We start from the raw sequence: 14,339 nt of genomic DNA, 5'->3' as shown, positions 1-14,339 counted from the left end.
TATTTTTACAGTATAAAATATTGACTATGAACATAGCAGATTATATTAGAGATATTCAAGATTTTCCGAAGGAAGGTATTGGTTTTAAAGATATCACTCCATTATTAAATGACCATGCAGCTATGGTAGAAGCTACTAATCAGTTATTAGCATTAGTAGGTGATAAGAAGATTGATAGAGTAGTAGGGATGGAGAGTAGAGGTTACTTTTTTGCTACTTTGTTAGCAGAGAAGCTTGGAGCAGGATTTATTCCTGTGCGTAAACCAGGTAAACTTCCTTTTGACACGATATCTGAAGCGTATGGATTAGAGTACGGAACAGATATCCTAGAGATACATACTGATTCGATTAAGCCAGGAGAGAAGGTATTAATCCATGATGATGTATTAGCTACTGGAGGTACAGCAGAGGCTGTATGTAAGCTTGTAGAGCGTTTAGGAGGAGAGATAGTACAAGTAAACTTCTTAATGGAACTATCATTCTTACACGGAAGAGATAAGTTATCTAATTATGACGTGAAGAGCTTAATTAGCTACTAATACGATAAAAAACATACTTATAGCCCTATTCAGTGTCTTATTATAAGAGACATTGAATAGGGCTTTTTTTATTGTGTTATTGGAGAATAATTCCTCTTTTTTATTCCATTTTATCACCGTTATTATAGGCTAATTGAGTGGAATATTAGAGGTAAAAACGATATTTTTATAGCGTTTATTTAGAGAATAAAATACCCTTTTTAATGGTGGTTTATATCCTATTTTAAATAAAGGGAGAGTGCAGAAATGACGTTCAAAATGAACTATTAGGTAAAATGAACTAAAAATATTTTGAATCAAATACTGTCAAACTCTTAGTATATAAGGTATTGAGTGATGTTTTATTTTTTTAATAAAAACCTTGCATAATCCAATTTTAATTAGAAAACTTTGTTCATGCTTATTTAAGCAGTTATAAAACTTATGAAGAGAACCGATTTAAATATTACTTTTATCTCTAACAACATTGCCTTAGCAACTGTTGCGGTTTTCTCATTGTCTACATCGCGGTCATCTCGCGCCCGGGCTTAATCTTTTTTAGCCTTTTTTTAGTATAATGCCTTTTTTGGCATTATATCTGTACATATATCATTGATTTTTAATGCTTTTCAGACAGTCTGAGGATTATTGTACCTATTCGGTATCAATATCTTGGCTCGTTTGATTCTTAATCACTTGTTTTGAAATGAATTCAAATCAGTTTATCGTAATTCCTGCGAATGAAACACACGTAGGATATGCGGAACAAATTTGTGAAGAAATGGCTCAGTCAGCTCTTGCTAGAGGGACTGGTATTGCTAGAAGAAAACCAGAGTACGTTGCCAATAAAATGGTTGAAGGTAAGGCTGTTATCGCCCTACATGTTGATGGTACTTGGGCTGGTTTTTGTTACATAGAGACTTGGAGTCACGGTGATTATGTAGCCAATTCTGGACTGATTGTGAACCCTGTTTTTAGAAAAGAGGGACTGGCAAAAGCTATTAAAAAATGTGTTTTTGAATTATCTAGAAAGAAATATCCAAAGGCTAAAATATTCGGTCTAACTACAGGGTTTGCTGTTATGAAGATCAACTCAGATTTAGGCTATGAACCTGTGCCTTACTCAGAACTTACTCAGGATGAGATGTTCTGGAAAGGGTGTGAGAGTTGTGTAAACTTCCAAATCTTACAGAGTAAAGAGAAGAAGAACTGTCTTTGTACAGCCATGCTTTGGAACCCAGAAGATAAAGAAAAAGAGCTTCGGAATAAAATAGACCAAAAGACCAAAGCAAAAGAGAGACTTAAAAATATGCAGAAAAAGTACTCATTGCTGAAACGATTGCAAATGCAATTGAAGAAAACAGTCAAAAAAACACATCTATTTTAATTTTAAAACACATCAATCATGAATAATAAGAAAGTTGTATTAGCATTTAGCGGAGGATTAGACACTAGCTTCTGTGTAATTTATTTAAAAGAAGAATTAGGGTATGAAGTACACTCTGTAGTGGTAAACACAGGTGGATTTGATGCAGTAGAAGTGAAGGCTATCGAAGAGAAAGCGTATGCTTTAGGAGTTGCTTCTCACACGACTATCGATGAGACAGAAGACTACTATAATGACAGTGTGAAGTACTTGATATTTGGTAACGTATTGAAGAATGCTACTTACCCATTATCAGTAAGTGCTGAGCGTGTGTGTCAGGCTACAGCTATTGCTAACTACGCTAAGAAGATTGGTGCCGAAGCGGTAGCTCACGGTAGTACAGGGGCAGGGAATGACCAAGTGCGTTTTGATATGATCTTTAATATATTGGTGCCTAGTGTACAGATTATTACGCCAATTAGAGATCTAAAATTAAGCAGAGAAGAAGAGATCGAGTTCTTACAAAAACACGGTGTCGAAATCAATGCAGAGAAAGCAAAATATTCAATTAATAAAGGTTTATGGGGAACTTCAGTAGGTGGAAAAGAAACCCTAACCTCTAATCTATATTTACCAGAAGAGGCATGGCCTACACCAGTGACTAAAGCAACTCCTGAGACAGTGGAGATTACTTTTGAGAAGGGTGAGCCAGTAGCTTTAAATGGTAAGAAACTAAAACCTACTGAGGTTATCCAACAGTTACAAGACTTAGCTCAACCATTCGGTATCGGTAGAGATATCCACGTAGGAGACACGATTATCGGGATTAAAGGGAGAGTTGGTTTTGAAGCAGCAGGACCTATCATCTTGGTAAAAGCACACCACACTTTAGAGAAACATACGTTGACGAAGTGGCAACTGAGCTGGAAAGAACAGTTAGCATCATTCTATGGTAACTACTTACACGAAGGACAGTTCCACGATCCAGTAATGAGAGATATGGAAGCATTCTTGAGCAGTACACAGCAGACTGTAAGTGGTAAGGTAATCGTAGAGTTACACCCACACCGTTTTGTAGTGATAGGTATAGAGTCAGCGCATGACCTAATGTCTAATAAGTTTGGTAGCTATGGAGAGATGAACAATGCATGGACAGGCGAAGATGTAAAAGGGTTCTCTAAGATCTTTGGTAACCAAGTCATGATTTGGCACAAAGTTAATAACCAAGACCAATAGAATTATGCAGACAATAAAAGTAGGAATAGTAGGAGGTGCTGGCTATACGGGAGGAGAGTTGTTGAGACTTCTCTTACCTCATCCCGCAGTAGAGATCACCTTTGTACACTCTAACAGTAGCGCTGGTAAGCCGGTATATGAGATTCACAGTGACCTATTCGGAGATACAGACTTACATTTTACGAATGTGTTGATGGAGGATATCGATGTATTGTTTTTGTGTATGGGGCATGGAGATTCTAAAGTGTTCTTAGCAGAGAATGACATTGATAAGGAGATTAAGATTATAGACCTCAGCCAAGACTTTAGATTAAAAGATACAGCAGGAGAGTTCGTTTACGGCTTGCCAGAGTTGAATAAAGAGAAGATAAAGAAAGCGAATTATATAGCTAATCCAGGTTGTTTTGCTACAGCATTACAGTTAGCCTTGTTGCCTTTAGCACATGCAGCTAAGATGCCTGAGTCTGTTTATATCAATGCTTTGACAGGGTCTACAGGAGCTGGACAGAGTTTATCTACTACATCTCACTTTAGTTGGAGAGCGAATAATATATCAGTATATAAAGCCTTCACTCACCAACACCTTAGCGAGATAGGAGAAAGCCTTGTACAACTACAATCTGACTATGTACAGAACATTAAGTTTATCCCAGAGAGAGGAGACTTCGCTAGAGGGATTTTTGCAAGTGTGATGTTTGAATCGACTTTGACAGAAGATGAGCTTTATACCATGTACAATACGTATTATGCATCGCATCCATTTACACACGTAAGTAAAAAGGGCATCGACCTAAAGCAAGTGGTAAATACGAACAAATGCTTGGTGTCTATCGTAAAGAATGAAAATGATGTATTAGTGACTAGTGCGATAGATAACTTACTGAAAGGAGCAAGCGGACAAGCTGTTCAAAACATGAACTTGCTATTCGGATTAGACGAAAAAACAGGTTTACAACTAAAAGCTTCGGCTTTCTAACAACGATTAATTATGATGAAATTATATGATGTATACCCACTTAACCCTATCGAGATTGTAAAAGGATTAGGGAGTAGAGTATATGACAGCACGGGTCAAGAGTATTTAGACTTATATGGAGGGCACGCTGTGATCTCTATCGGACATACTCATCCGCACTATGTAGCGAGATTAACGGACCAATTAAACAAAATCGGATTTTATTCTAATTCTATAGAAATCCCTCTTCAGCAGCAATTAGCTGCCTTATTAGGGGAAGTAGCTGGGATGGACAATTATCAATTGTTTTTGTGTAATTCAGGAGCAGAAGCAAATGAAAATGCTTTAAAATTAGCTTCTTTTTATAATGGTAAAAAGAAAGTTATCGCTTTTGATAAAGCTTTTCATGGGAGAACTTCTCTTGCTGTTTCTGCTACTGATAACCCAAAGATAGTTGCCCCAGTCAATCAAACAGAGAACATTGTGTTCTTGCCTTTTAACGATGAGCAAGCTCTTGAACAAGCTTTCGCATCTTACGGTGATGAAGTAACAGCAGTGATTATCGAAGGAATACAAGGTGTAGGTGGGATTAAGGTAGCTACAGATAGCTTCTTAGCGAAAATCAGAAGTCTTACTACGCAATATGATGCAGTATTTATCGCAGATGAAGTACAGTGTGGATATGGACGTACAGGGGCTTTCTACGCAGTGAATGACGGTGGAGTGAGTGCTGATATCTATACGATGGCGAAAGGAATGGGGAATGGATTCCCTATTGGAGCAATAGCGATAGGAGAGCAGTTTAAGCCTTGGCATGGACAGTTAGGAACTACTTTTGGAGGAAATCACTTAGCATGTGCAGCAGCATTATCTGTATTAGAAGTAATGAAGCAAGACAACCTAATGGCAAATACCGCACAGGTTGGAAATTACTTAATCAATGAATTAAAGAAATTAGACAAGATACAGGAAGTAAGAGGAAAAGGACTGATGATTGGAATAGACCTTGCTCCTGAGTTAAAAGAGGTTCGTAAAGAACTATTAGTGAAAGACCACATCTTCACGGGTAATGCAAGCCCTAATGTAATTCGGTTGTTACCAGCATTAAATCTGACTCAAGCTGATGCAGATTTATTCTTGGATAAATTCAACAACAGATTACAACAATTCTAAAAAGACAATTACAATGAAACAATTTTTTTCCGTTAACGATATACCTTCTCTATCTAAAGCAGTAAACAGCGCATTAGCGTGTAAGGCAAACCCTTTTGCAGAAGAAACTCTTGGCAAGCACAAAACAATAGGTTTAGTATTCTTAAATCCAAGTTTGCGTACAAGGATGAGTACTCAGAAGGCTGCTGCTAACTTAGGGATGAATGTAATGGTGATGAATATGACATCAGACGGTTGGGCTTTAGAGACTAAAGACGGCGTAGTGATGGACGGAAATACAGCAGAGCATATTAGAGAAGCTGCAGCTGTGATGGGAGAGTACTGTGATATATTAGGACTTCGTTCATTCCCTGGGTTAAAAGATGCTGAGGAAGACTATAGCGAAGAATTGTTTAGCAAGTTCGCTAAGTACTGTGGCAAACCTGTAGTGAGCTTAGAGAGCGCGACAAGACATCCCCTACAGAGCTTTACAGACTTGATCACCATAGTAGAGCACTTCGATTATAATTATGACGCTGCACAAGATAAATTAGTACCTCAAGGCAAAAAACCTAAAGTAGTATTGACATGGGCACCGCACGTTAAGGCACTTCCGCAGGCAGTACCGAACTCTTTCGCAGAGTGGATGTGTAGAGCTCAGGCAGAAGGTCTTGTAGACTTTGTGGTGACTCATCCAGAGGGTTATGCGCTGAAAGAGGAGTTTACAGTAGGAGCTACAGTGACTACTAATCAGGATGAAGCTTTAGCAGATGCAGACTTCGTATATGTAAAGAACTGGTCGAGTTATGAAGACTACGGACAGATAACGTGTACAGATAAGTCTTGGATGTTAACTCTTGATAAATTAGAAGCAACAAACCAAGCCAAAGTAATGCACTGCCTACCTGTTAGACGTGATTTAGTGATCTCGTCAGAAGTATTAGATAGCGAGCATGCTATCGTGATACAAGAAGCAGGGAACAGAGTATGGGCAGCACAAGCTGTATTAAAAGAAATGCTTAAAAACCAATAAATTATGCAAAGCCTTACAGTTATTAAGATAGGAGGTAATATCGTCGATGACGAGTCTGCGTTAAACGCTTTTTTAGACATCTATGCTCGTATAGAAGGCCCTAAGGTCTTAGTACATGGTGGAGGTAAATTAGCTACGCGTATGGCTGCGCAGTTAGGGATAGAAACTCAGATGGTCAATGGGCGTCGTATCACTGACGAAGCGATGTTGCCTATAGCTGTAATGGTGTATGCAGGTTTGATAAACAAACAAATCACAGCACAACTTCAAGCAAGAGGTTGTGATGCGATGGGAATCTCAGGAGCAGACGCTAAGCTGATACAGAGTCATAAACGCCCTATTGAGCCGATAGACTATGGCTATGTAGGGGACTTTGAGGCAAGCGATGTGAATGTGGTTCGATTACAACAATTGTTAGAGATAGGGATTAGTCCTGTATTCTCTGCGATTACGGCTGATAAGGAAGGCCAACTACTAAATACCAATGCAGATACTATTGCCTCTAATATAGCCGTTGCTCTCGCTACTAAGTATAAAGTAGCCTTAGTATATTGCTTTGAGCGCAAAGGGGTACTGCAAGACATTAACGATGAGAACTCTGTGATCAATACCATTAATCAAGAGAACTTTACACAACTAAAACAACAAGGGGTGATAGCTGATGGTATGTTGCCAAAGATAGAGAATGCTTTGGCGGCTGTCAACCAAGGAGTAGATAAGGTATGTATCAAGAAAGCAGAGGATCTATTAGATATAAAAGCTGGTACTACGATTCAACTCTAATATAAGATAACAAGACAACTACCCATAACTATATAAAACCACAATGAAAGACAACTTATCACAACAGGCAATAGCTTTATTAGAAAGCCTTATAGCATCTCCATCTTTTAGTAAAGAAGAGCATTTGACTTCTGATCTAATCGCTAACTTTTTAGAGTCTCATGGAGTAGCTATTCACCGAGAGCTTTTTAATGTATGGGCGTTTAATAAGCACTATGATCCGAGTAAGCCTACGATCTTATTGAACTCTCACCACGATACTGTGAGACCAAATAAAGACTATACTCGTGACCCTTTTAAGCCTGAGATTATAGATGGCAAGTTGTTCGGATTGGGGAGTAATGATGCTGGAGGGTGCTTGGTCTCTTTAATCGCTACATTTCTTTACTTCTATGAAAAAGAGGGAATGAAGTATAACTTCTGTATCGCTGCTACGGCAGAAGAAGAGATATCAGGGAATGATGGCTTAGAATTTGTAATACCTAAATTAGGAGAATTAGAATTCGCTATCGTAGGAGAACCTACACAAATGCACTTAGCTGTAGCAGAACGTGGACTAATGGTGTTAGACTGTGTAGCTCATGGGCGCTCAGGACATGCAGCGCGTAATGAAGGAGACAATGCGATATTTAAAGCAATAAAAGATATAGAGTGGTTTAATACCTATCAGTTCCCTAAGGTATCTGAAGAGTTTGGACCTATCAAGATGAGTGTGACAATGATCAATGCTGGTACACAGCATAATGTGGTGCCTTCTACTTGTGATTTTGTTGTAGATGTACGTGTGACAGATGCTTATACAAACGAAGAAGTATTAGAGATGGTGAGACAGCATGTAGACTGTGAGGTCAATGCGCGTTCTACTCGATTAAAGCCTTCGTCTATAGCTAAAGATCACCCTATCGTACAGGCGGGTATAGCACTAGGTAGAGAGACGTATGGCTCACCTACTACGAGTGACCAAGCTTTGTTAAGTATTCCATCGCTTAAGTGTGGACCTGGCGACTCTGCTCGCTCACATACAGCAGACGAATTCGTCTATGTAAAGGAGATAGAAGAGGGAATAGCCTTGTATATAGAGATGTTAACGCAAATCGTGTAGCAAATGAAATTATGGCAAAAAAACACTACTGTAGATAGTAATGTAGATACCTTCACAGTAGGACAAGATAGAGTGTTAGATATGAACCTAGCGGCATTTGACGTTATGGGGTCACTAGCACATACACAGATGTTAGAAAGTATAGGGTTATTAGAGTCAGAAGACTTAGTCCTTATCCAAAAAGAATTAAAACAGATATACCAAGAGATATTAGCTGGTCAATTCGAGATAGAAGATGATGTAGAAGATATACACTCTCAAGTAGAGTTATTATTGACTAGGAGAATAGGTGAGGCTGGTAAGAAGATACATTCAGGACGTTCTAGAAACGACCAAGTATTAGTAGACCTTAAACTTTATTTTCGCCATGAGATAGAGGAGATAGTTACTAAGACGAAGGAGGTATTTGATACACTACAGCAATTGAGTAATCAGTATAAAGATGTTTTACTGCCTGGTTATACGCATTTACAAATCGCAATGCCTTCGTCATTTGGCTTGTGGTTTGGGGCGTATGCAGAGAGCCTTGTAGATGATTTAGAGATGATGCTAGCTGCGTGGAAGGTTACGAATAAGAACCCATTGGGATCGGCTGCAGGTTATGGCTCATCATTTCCGTTAAACAGGCAGATGACTACAGACTTATTAGGCTTTCAGTCTATGAATTATAATGTAGTCTATGCACAGATGGGTAGGGGAAAGACAGAGCGTATTTTAGCACAAGGGTTAAGCGCTATTGCAGCTACTTTAGCTAAGTTCGCGATGGACGGATGCTTGTATATGAGTCAGAACATGGGCTTTATTAAATTCCCAGATCATTTGACTACAGGTTCGAGCATTATGCCACATAAGAAGAATCCAGACGTTCTAGAGCTTATTCGTTCAAGATGTAATAAGATACAAGCTTTGCCTAACGAAATAGCCTTAATGACCACTAATTTGCCTTCTGGGTACCACAGAGATCTTCAGTTGTTAAAAGAGAACTTGTTCCCAGCTTTCACGTCATTGAAAGAGTGTTTAGATATTCTGAAACTGATGTTGGACAATATAGAGGTGAATAAAGAGATATTAAGCGATCCGAAATACGACTATTTGTTTAGCGTTGAGGTAGTGAATGATTATGTACTAAAGGGGATGCCTTTTAGAGAAGCATATAAAGAGATAGGGCTGTCGATAGAGGCAGGTACTTATCAACCGTCAAAAGAGGTAAACCATACACATGAAGGTAGTGTAGGTAACCTGATGAATGAAGCAATCAAAGGAGAGTTTGACCGTGTGTACACGTCATTCAACTTTGACCAAGTAAATGAGAAACTAGTAAGTTTAGTGTTGTGATAGATTGAAAGAGGCTTTTCCACGCGGTGGGAGAGCCTCTTGCTATTTATTAATTTATCACTGTTAACTATAATTGATTTAGGGCTGTATGAAGTATAATGCTTCGTACAGCTCTTTTTTTATAATTTATAATTAGTTATATATCAACTTAGTTATCGTTTTTCGTGTCACATCTCATGGTATGTTTTCTTTTTACGTTTGTTTCTTTTAAATATAAAATTATGAATACAAAAGAGAAATTATTACATGATATGTTGTCATGTTCAAGATGTTTTAAACACGACGTATATATTCTTTATACAGTAATTCAGTTACATTCACGTGTTTTAAATATGAAGATACTAAACAAAGAGGATAATGAAATGATAGAAAGTAACTATAGAGTATTGAAGAGTTTAAGAAGCCCTTTTGATAAGGATAAAAAACTTATAGATGTTTACACATATATAGTTATAGGCTGCATTTTTAATATTTTATATGATTCTGTAAAATGGAAATTACCTTTAAAAAGAAGTGGTTTCAGGTACAAAAAATTATTGTAATAAGATAGTTTTTGGTAGTAGAGCTATATGTGAAATGTTAGAATAGCTAATATAATGTTATTAGCTATAATTGATTTAGGGCTGTATGAAGTATAATGCTTTGTACAGCTCTTTTTTATTGTGATGTTTTAATGTGTTTTATATTTCGACCCGGATTTGCAATCTGAGTATTATTTCTAAAGTATTAAATGTGCTTTTATTACCTTTTTTTGTGGGGTGGTCGGCATGTGGTCGGCATGTGATGGGCATTTGGTCGGCTTAAAAGTACCAAAAATAGCCTATCACTAGCCTATCATATAGGGAGCAATAGACTATCACCTCGGAGTATTATCGCAAAAAAAAGCTCTCCACTGTGGGAGAGCTTAGATTATATCGTATATCTATTATATATCGTCGTAGTCTACATAGATTTCGTCTGATGTAACGATAGCTTGACATGATAGGATAAGTCCGTCTGCTATCTCATCATCTGTAAGGATGCTGTTCTTCTTCATCACAGCAGATCCTTTAACGATCTTACACATACATGAGCTACAGATACCACCCTGACATGAGTATGGAGCATCTATACCGGCTTTAAGCACACCGTTTAGTAATACTTCACTCTTCGGCATCTCGAAGCTAGCTTCTTCGTCATCTACTAGTGCAGTCACCTTAGTAGTACCTCCTTCTGCCTGTACAGGGTTTACACCATCTGTGTTAGGAGTGAAGATCTCAAAAGCAATTTTGTCTTTAGCAACTCCTCTATCTTGTAGAGTAGCACTTACAGTATCGATCATGTCTTCTGGACCACATAAGAAGAAACGAGCGAACGCTACATCTTTGTGTTTGTTGTTTACTACGAAGTTGATTGCTGCTTTATCTATACGTCCGAAGATAGAATCGTTCTCTCTAATACGAGAGTAAACGAAGTGGATGAATAGACGCTCTGCGTATTGTTCTTGTAGTTTGTATAATTCGTCGTGGAAGATAGCCTCTTCCGCATTTTTATTACCGTATACTAGTACGAACTTGCTGTTAGGCTCTTGCTCTAATACTGTCTTTAGTATAGACATCACAGGAGTGATACCGCTACCTGCTGCAAAGGCTGCATAGTTATTAGCTACTGAATCATTTGGCTCAAAAGTGAATCTTCCTTCTGGGCTTTCTACTTCTAGCTGATCACCAGCTTTCAGTGTGTCATTAGCAAATGTAGAGAACACACCGTGTTCTACTTTTTTTACTGCTACACGTACTTCTCCACTAGTAGGAGTAGAGCAGATAGAGTAAGCTCTACGAATCTCTTTCCCCTCGTGTTGGTATTTAATATTAAGATATTGACCTGCTGTGAATGCAAATTCCTCTTTTAGGTTGGCAGGAATATCAAATGCTATTGATACTGCATTAGGAGTCTCTCTGCGAACTTCTTTTACAGTTAATAGGTTGAATCTTGACATAGGTAGTTTAGTTTGAACTGACAAAAATACAAAAGAGAATGAGTTAAAGGTGTATTTAATGTTATAATGACTAATTCTTTTACAGTTAATTAACGCTTTAGAACTTTCTCTACTTAGGTATTGTCTTATTCTGAGTGAGTATATAGTGGTATGAAGTCAATGAATATGAAGGTTAGCGATGTGATGAGGTATGATCACTGTATGAAGAGTTCTGTTATTTAGTATAATATCATGGTCAAGGTGTAACAATGCAATAAATACAATGTCTAATAGTTACTATTAAACAAAACCTAACCAATGAAACAATTTGTTACACTTTTTATGCTTCTGATTGGCTTGACTGTATTCGGTCAACTAAAGGGAAGTATAAAAGACACAGAGGGTAAGCCCATTAGTTATACTACGGTATATCTAGAAAAAAGCCAACAGAATACAATAAGTAATGAACAAGGATTATATGAATTAAGCTTACCTCAGAAGGGGGAGTACACAGTCGTATATCAATTCTTAGGCTATAAGACGCTGCGAAAGAATATTACCTATACTGGTACTGCCCAAGAGGTAAATGTGGTACTGGAGTCTGAAGACTTCATACTAGAAGATATCGTGATCACAGCTGGTAAGAATCCTGCAGATGATCTGATCCGTCTAGCGATAAAGAACAAACAGAAGAATACAGAAGGAATGTCTGCTTTCACTGCAGATTTTTACTCTAAAGGGATGCTGAAGACGCTGAAGATGTCTAAGTTTTTTCAAAAGAAGGTACAGGTGAATGGCAGTGGATTATCTGGTGTGGATTCACTAGGTAGAGGGATAGTGTATCTGTCAGAGACGGTGTCTAGTCTAAAGTACCAAAAACCGAATAAATTAAAGGAGCATATCATCGCGTCTAAGGTAAGTGGGAGCAATAGTGGATATAGCTTTAATACTGCGGATGAGTCCTTCTATGACTTCTATGATAATCATATCGTGATCGGAGATATGGATACTAAACTAATCTCTCCGATAGCAGATGTAGCGTTCTCATACTATAAGTACACGCTAGAGGCTACCTTCAGAGATCAAGGGGTATTGATTAATAAAATCAAGGTAACGCCTAAGTCATCAGTTCAGCCTGTGTTCTCAGGTGATCTCTACTTAGTAGATGGGATAGGGGCTATCTATGGTATAGATTTAAAAGTAACGGGAGTAAGTGTACAGCAACCATTGATAGAAGAGATCAATGTGAGTCAGAACTTTAGTTATAATGAGGACAATAAGAGCTGGGTGAAGCGCTCGCAGAACCTTGACTTAGTGTTTGGAGCATTAGGAGTACGGATACAAGCCGTGTTCTTAAGTGTGTTTAATAACTATAACTTCACACCTAATTTCACTAGAGCGAGCTTTGATAAAGAGATTTTATCCTTTGCGAAGGATGTGAATAAGAAAGGGGATGATTTCTGGAAAGAGAATAGATTATTTGCTTTGTCTGAAGAGGAGTTGAATGATTATCGAGTGAAGGATAGTATCAGACTAATTAAGGAGTCTCCTGCATATAAAGATAGTATTCGCAAGAAGCACAATAGATTTAAAGTAGGTGATGTGTTCGGTGGGTATAACTATAGAGGAGAAGATAATAAGTATAGCATCGGCTACACTGGGTTAATAGGGATGGATAAACCTGGATTTAATACTGTGCAGGGGTTCAATATGAAGACGGATGTGTATGGTTCTATCTACGATAAGGATAAGATAGGGTATACGTATGGTAAAGCTAGTTTTGGTTACGGGTTTGCCTCTGATAGGCTGAGAGTGTATGGAAAGCTATTGCGCCAGTTTAAGGGAGCATCTAAGTCAGCAGTATATATAGAAGGAGGAAGTAAGATAGAACAGTATAATAAGGAGAATATACCTGAACTACTAAATACTGCATTCTCCCTATTAATGAGAAAGAACTATGCGAAGTACTACAATCACAATGATGTGTATGTGGGGTATTACGGTCAGTTCTTCAATGAAGCTCTAAAGGTACACAGTGCGATAGGGTATGAGGATAGAAGCCTGCTGTATAATAATGCGAATGGCTCATTCTATAAGGGTAGTAGAGCTTATACCTCTAATGATCCGCTAGCTCCTCTAGATATGAACAGTAGTCCGATCACGAATCATCATCTATACAAGTTTAGAGTAGGTACTACGCTATCCTTAGGGATGAACTATGTAAGCTATCCTACTAAGCGTATCTATATGCGCAATCCTAACTATCCTCTGATAGAGGTGAACTATGAAAAGGGATTCAGTGGTAGTGAGAAAGGATTAGAGTATGATAAGCTAGAAGCTAGGTTTAGCCAAGGACTAACGGTGAGCAATAAAGGGAGATTTGAGTATAATGTATTGATGGGTAAATATTTTGGTGCTGATAATATCTCTTATGTGGATAGAAAACACTTCACAGGTAACGAGACTCATCTAAACATCACGAATGATAGATTGACCTCGTTTAACCTATTGCCATATTATGCTCTGAGCACGAATAAGTCTTATGTAGAGAGTCATTTTGAGTATGATTTTAAAGGATTCTTGATTAATAAGGTTCCTTTGCTAAGAGAGACAGGATGGAATGTAGTATTAGGGTATCACAATGCTATGGTAAGTGATATAAAGCCATATCACGAGTTTACAGCAGGTCTGTCTAACTTCGGATTTGGTAAGATTAATTTCTTCCGTATAGACTATGTACGCTCATATCAAGGTGGGGCGTTTGCTAAAGACGGTATTATGATAGGAGTGAAGAAGAGCTTTTAGTTAATCATCAAGTATTATTAGAAATAAATAGCCCTTATGATGCATGTAGTGATTATAAGGGCTTATATGTATAAGGATATAAAAAAACACCTCATCA

General features: G+C 37.9%; 11 protein-coding genes. 10 read left to right on the top strand and 1 reads right to left on the bottom strand.

Going from position 1 to position 14,339, the window contains the following annotated elements; translation table 11 throughout:
- The first annotated feature begins 26 nt into the window (after positions 1 to 26).
- The 9 genes from MODO_RS02370 to argH all read left to right on the top strand — a co-directional run bounded on the left by MODO_RS02370 (position 27) and on the right by argH (position 9,480).
- Positions 27 to 539, top strand: coding sequence for an adenine phosphoribosyltransferase (locus tag MODO_RS02370; protein ID WP_006257991.1), 513 nt, complete (start codon positions 27 to 29; stop codon positions 537 to 539).
- A gap of 685 nt (positions 540 to 1,224) precedes the next feature.
- Positions 1,225 to 1,905 carry an N-acetyltransferase gene (locus MODO_RS02365; RefSeq protein WP_006257992.1) on the top strand — a complete coding sequence of 227 codons (681 nt, stop codon included), beginning with the start codon at positions 1,225 to 1,227 and terminating at the stop codon, positions 1,903 to 1,905.
- A gap of 18 nt (positions 1,906 to 1,923) precedes the next feature.
- Complete coding sequence (gene argG / locus MODO_RS02360; RefSeq protein ID WP_006257993.1) at positions 1,924 to 3,120, top strand: argininosuccinate synthase; 1,197 nt, start codon at positions 1,924 to 1,926, stop codon at positions 3,118 to 3,120.
- Positions 3,121 to 3,124: 4 nt separating this feature from the next.
- On the top strand, positions 3,125 to 4,096 hold the full coding sequence (gene argC, locus MODO_RS02355) for an N-acetyl-gamma-glutamyl-phosphate reductase (RefSeq protein WP_006257994.1): 972 nt from the start codon (positions 3,125 to 3,127) through the stop codon (positions 4,094 to 4,096).
- A gap of 12 nt (positions 4,097 to 4,108) precedes the next feature.
- A complete protein-coding gene (locus tag MODO_RS02350; protein ID WP_006257995.1) occupies positions 4,109 to 5,248 on the top strand; it encodes an aspartate aminotransferase family protein in 1,140 nt (379 codons plus the stop codon).
- A gap of 13 nt (positions 5,249 to 5,261) precedes the next feature.
- On the top strand, positions 5,262 to 6,260 hold the full coding sequence (locus MODO_RS02345) for a Rossmann-fold NAD(P)-binding domain-containing protein (protein ID WP_006257996.1): 999 nt from the start codon (positions 5,262 to 5,264) through the stop codon (positions 6,258 to 6,260).
- 3 nt (positions 6,261 to 6,263) lie between these two features.
- On the top strand, positions 6,264 to 7,043 hold the full coding sequence (argB, locus tag MODO_RS02340; RefSeq protein ID WP_006257997.1) for an acetylglutamate kinase: 780 nt from the start codon (positions 6,264 to 6,266) through the stop codon (positions 7,041 to 7,043).
- Positions 7,044 to 7,086: 43 nt separating this feature from the next.
- Positions 7,087 to 8,145 (top strand): M20 family metallo-hydrolase, encoded by a 1,059-nt coding sequence (locus MODO_RS02335; RefSeq protein WP_006257998.1) that lies wholly within the window; start codon positions 7,087 to 7,089, stop codon positions 8,143 to 8,145.
- 3 nt (positions 8,146 to 8,148) lie between these two features.
- The gene (gene argH / locus MODO_RS02330) at positions 8,149 to 9,480 is read left to right on the top strand and encodes an argininosuccinate lyase (protein ID WP_006257999.1); all 1,332 of its coding nucleotides are present in this window, start codon (positions 8,149 to 8,151) and stop codon (positions 9,478 to 9,480) included.
- Between the two features lie 925 nt (positions 9,481 to 10,405).
- Here argH and MODO_RS02320 read toward each other — a convergent pair.
- Complete coding sequence (locus tag MODO_RS02320) at positions 10,406 to 11,458, bottom strand: ferredoxin--NADP reductase (RefSeq protein ID WP_006258001.1); 1,053 nt, start codon at positions 11,456 to 11,458, stop codon at positions 10,406 to 10,408.
- A 297-nt stretch (positions 11,459 to 11,755) separates the two neighbouring features.
- Here MODO_RS02320 and MODO_RS02315 point away from each other — a divergent pair, with 297 nt between their 5' ends.
- A complete protein-coding gene (locus tag MODO_RS02315; RefSeq protein WP_006258002.1) occupies positions 11,756 to 14,242 on the top strand; it encodes a DUF5686 and carboxypeptidase regulatory-like domain-containing protein in 2,487 nt (828 codons plus the stop codon).
- The last annotated feature ends 97 nt before the right edge of the window (positions 14,243 to 14,339 follow it).

The sequence above is a fragment of the Myroides odoratimimus genome (assembly GCF_001485415.1).
Taxonomy (GTDB): domain Bacteria; phylum Bacteroidota; class Bacteroidia; order Flavobacteriales; family Flavobacteriaceae; genus Flavobacterium; species Flavobacterium odoratimimum.
Note: the sequence above shows the minus strand (reverse complement) of the source record. Positions and strands in the feature narration are given on the sequence as shown.

Bases quoted from the DNA above. Each gene is read 5' to 3' on its own strand.
- MODO_RS02370 (WP_006257991.1), top strand. From the start codon at position 27: ATGAACATAGCAGATTATATTAGAGATATTCAAGATTTTCCGAAGGAA.
- MODO_RS02365 (WP_006257992.1), top strand. From the start codon at position 1,225: ATGAATTCAAATCAGTTTATCGTAATTCCTGCGAATGAAACACACGTA.
- argG (WP_006257993.1), top strand. From the start codon at position 1,924: ATGAATAATAAGAAAGTTGTATTAGCATTTAGCGGAGGATTAGACACT.
- argC (WP_006257994.1), top strand. From the start codon at position 3,125: ATGCAGACAATAAAAGTAGGAATAGTAGGAGGTGCTGGCTATACGGGA.
- MODO_RS02350 (WP_006257995.1), top strand. From the start codon at position 4,109: ATGATGAAATTATATGATGTATACCCACTTAACCCTATCGAGATTGTA.
- MODO_RS02345 (WP_006257996.1), top strand. From the start codon at position 5,262: ATGAAACAATTTTTTTCCGTTAACGATATACCTTCTCTATCTAAAGCA.
- argB (WP_006257997.1), top strand. From the start codon at position 6,264: ATGCAAAGCCTTACAGTTATTAAGATAGGAGGTAATATCGTCGATGAC.
- MODO_RS02335 (WP_006257998.1), top strand. From the start codon at position 7,087: ATGAAAGACAACTTATCACAACAGGCAATAGCTTTATTAGAAAGCCTT.
- argH (WP_006257999.1), top strand. From the start codon at position 8,149: ATGAAATTATGGCAAAAAAACACTACTGTAGATAGTAATGTAGATACC.
- MODO_RS02320 (WP_006258001.1), bottom strand. From the start codon at position 11,458: ATGTCAAGATTCAACCTATTAACTGTAAAAGAAGTTCGCAGAGAGACT.
- MODO_RS02315 (WP_006258002.1), top strand. From the start codon at position 11,756: ATGAAACAATTTGTTACACTTTTTATGCTTCTGATTGGCTTGACTGTA.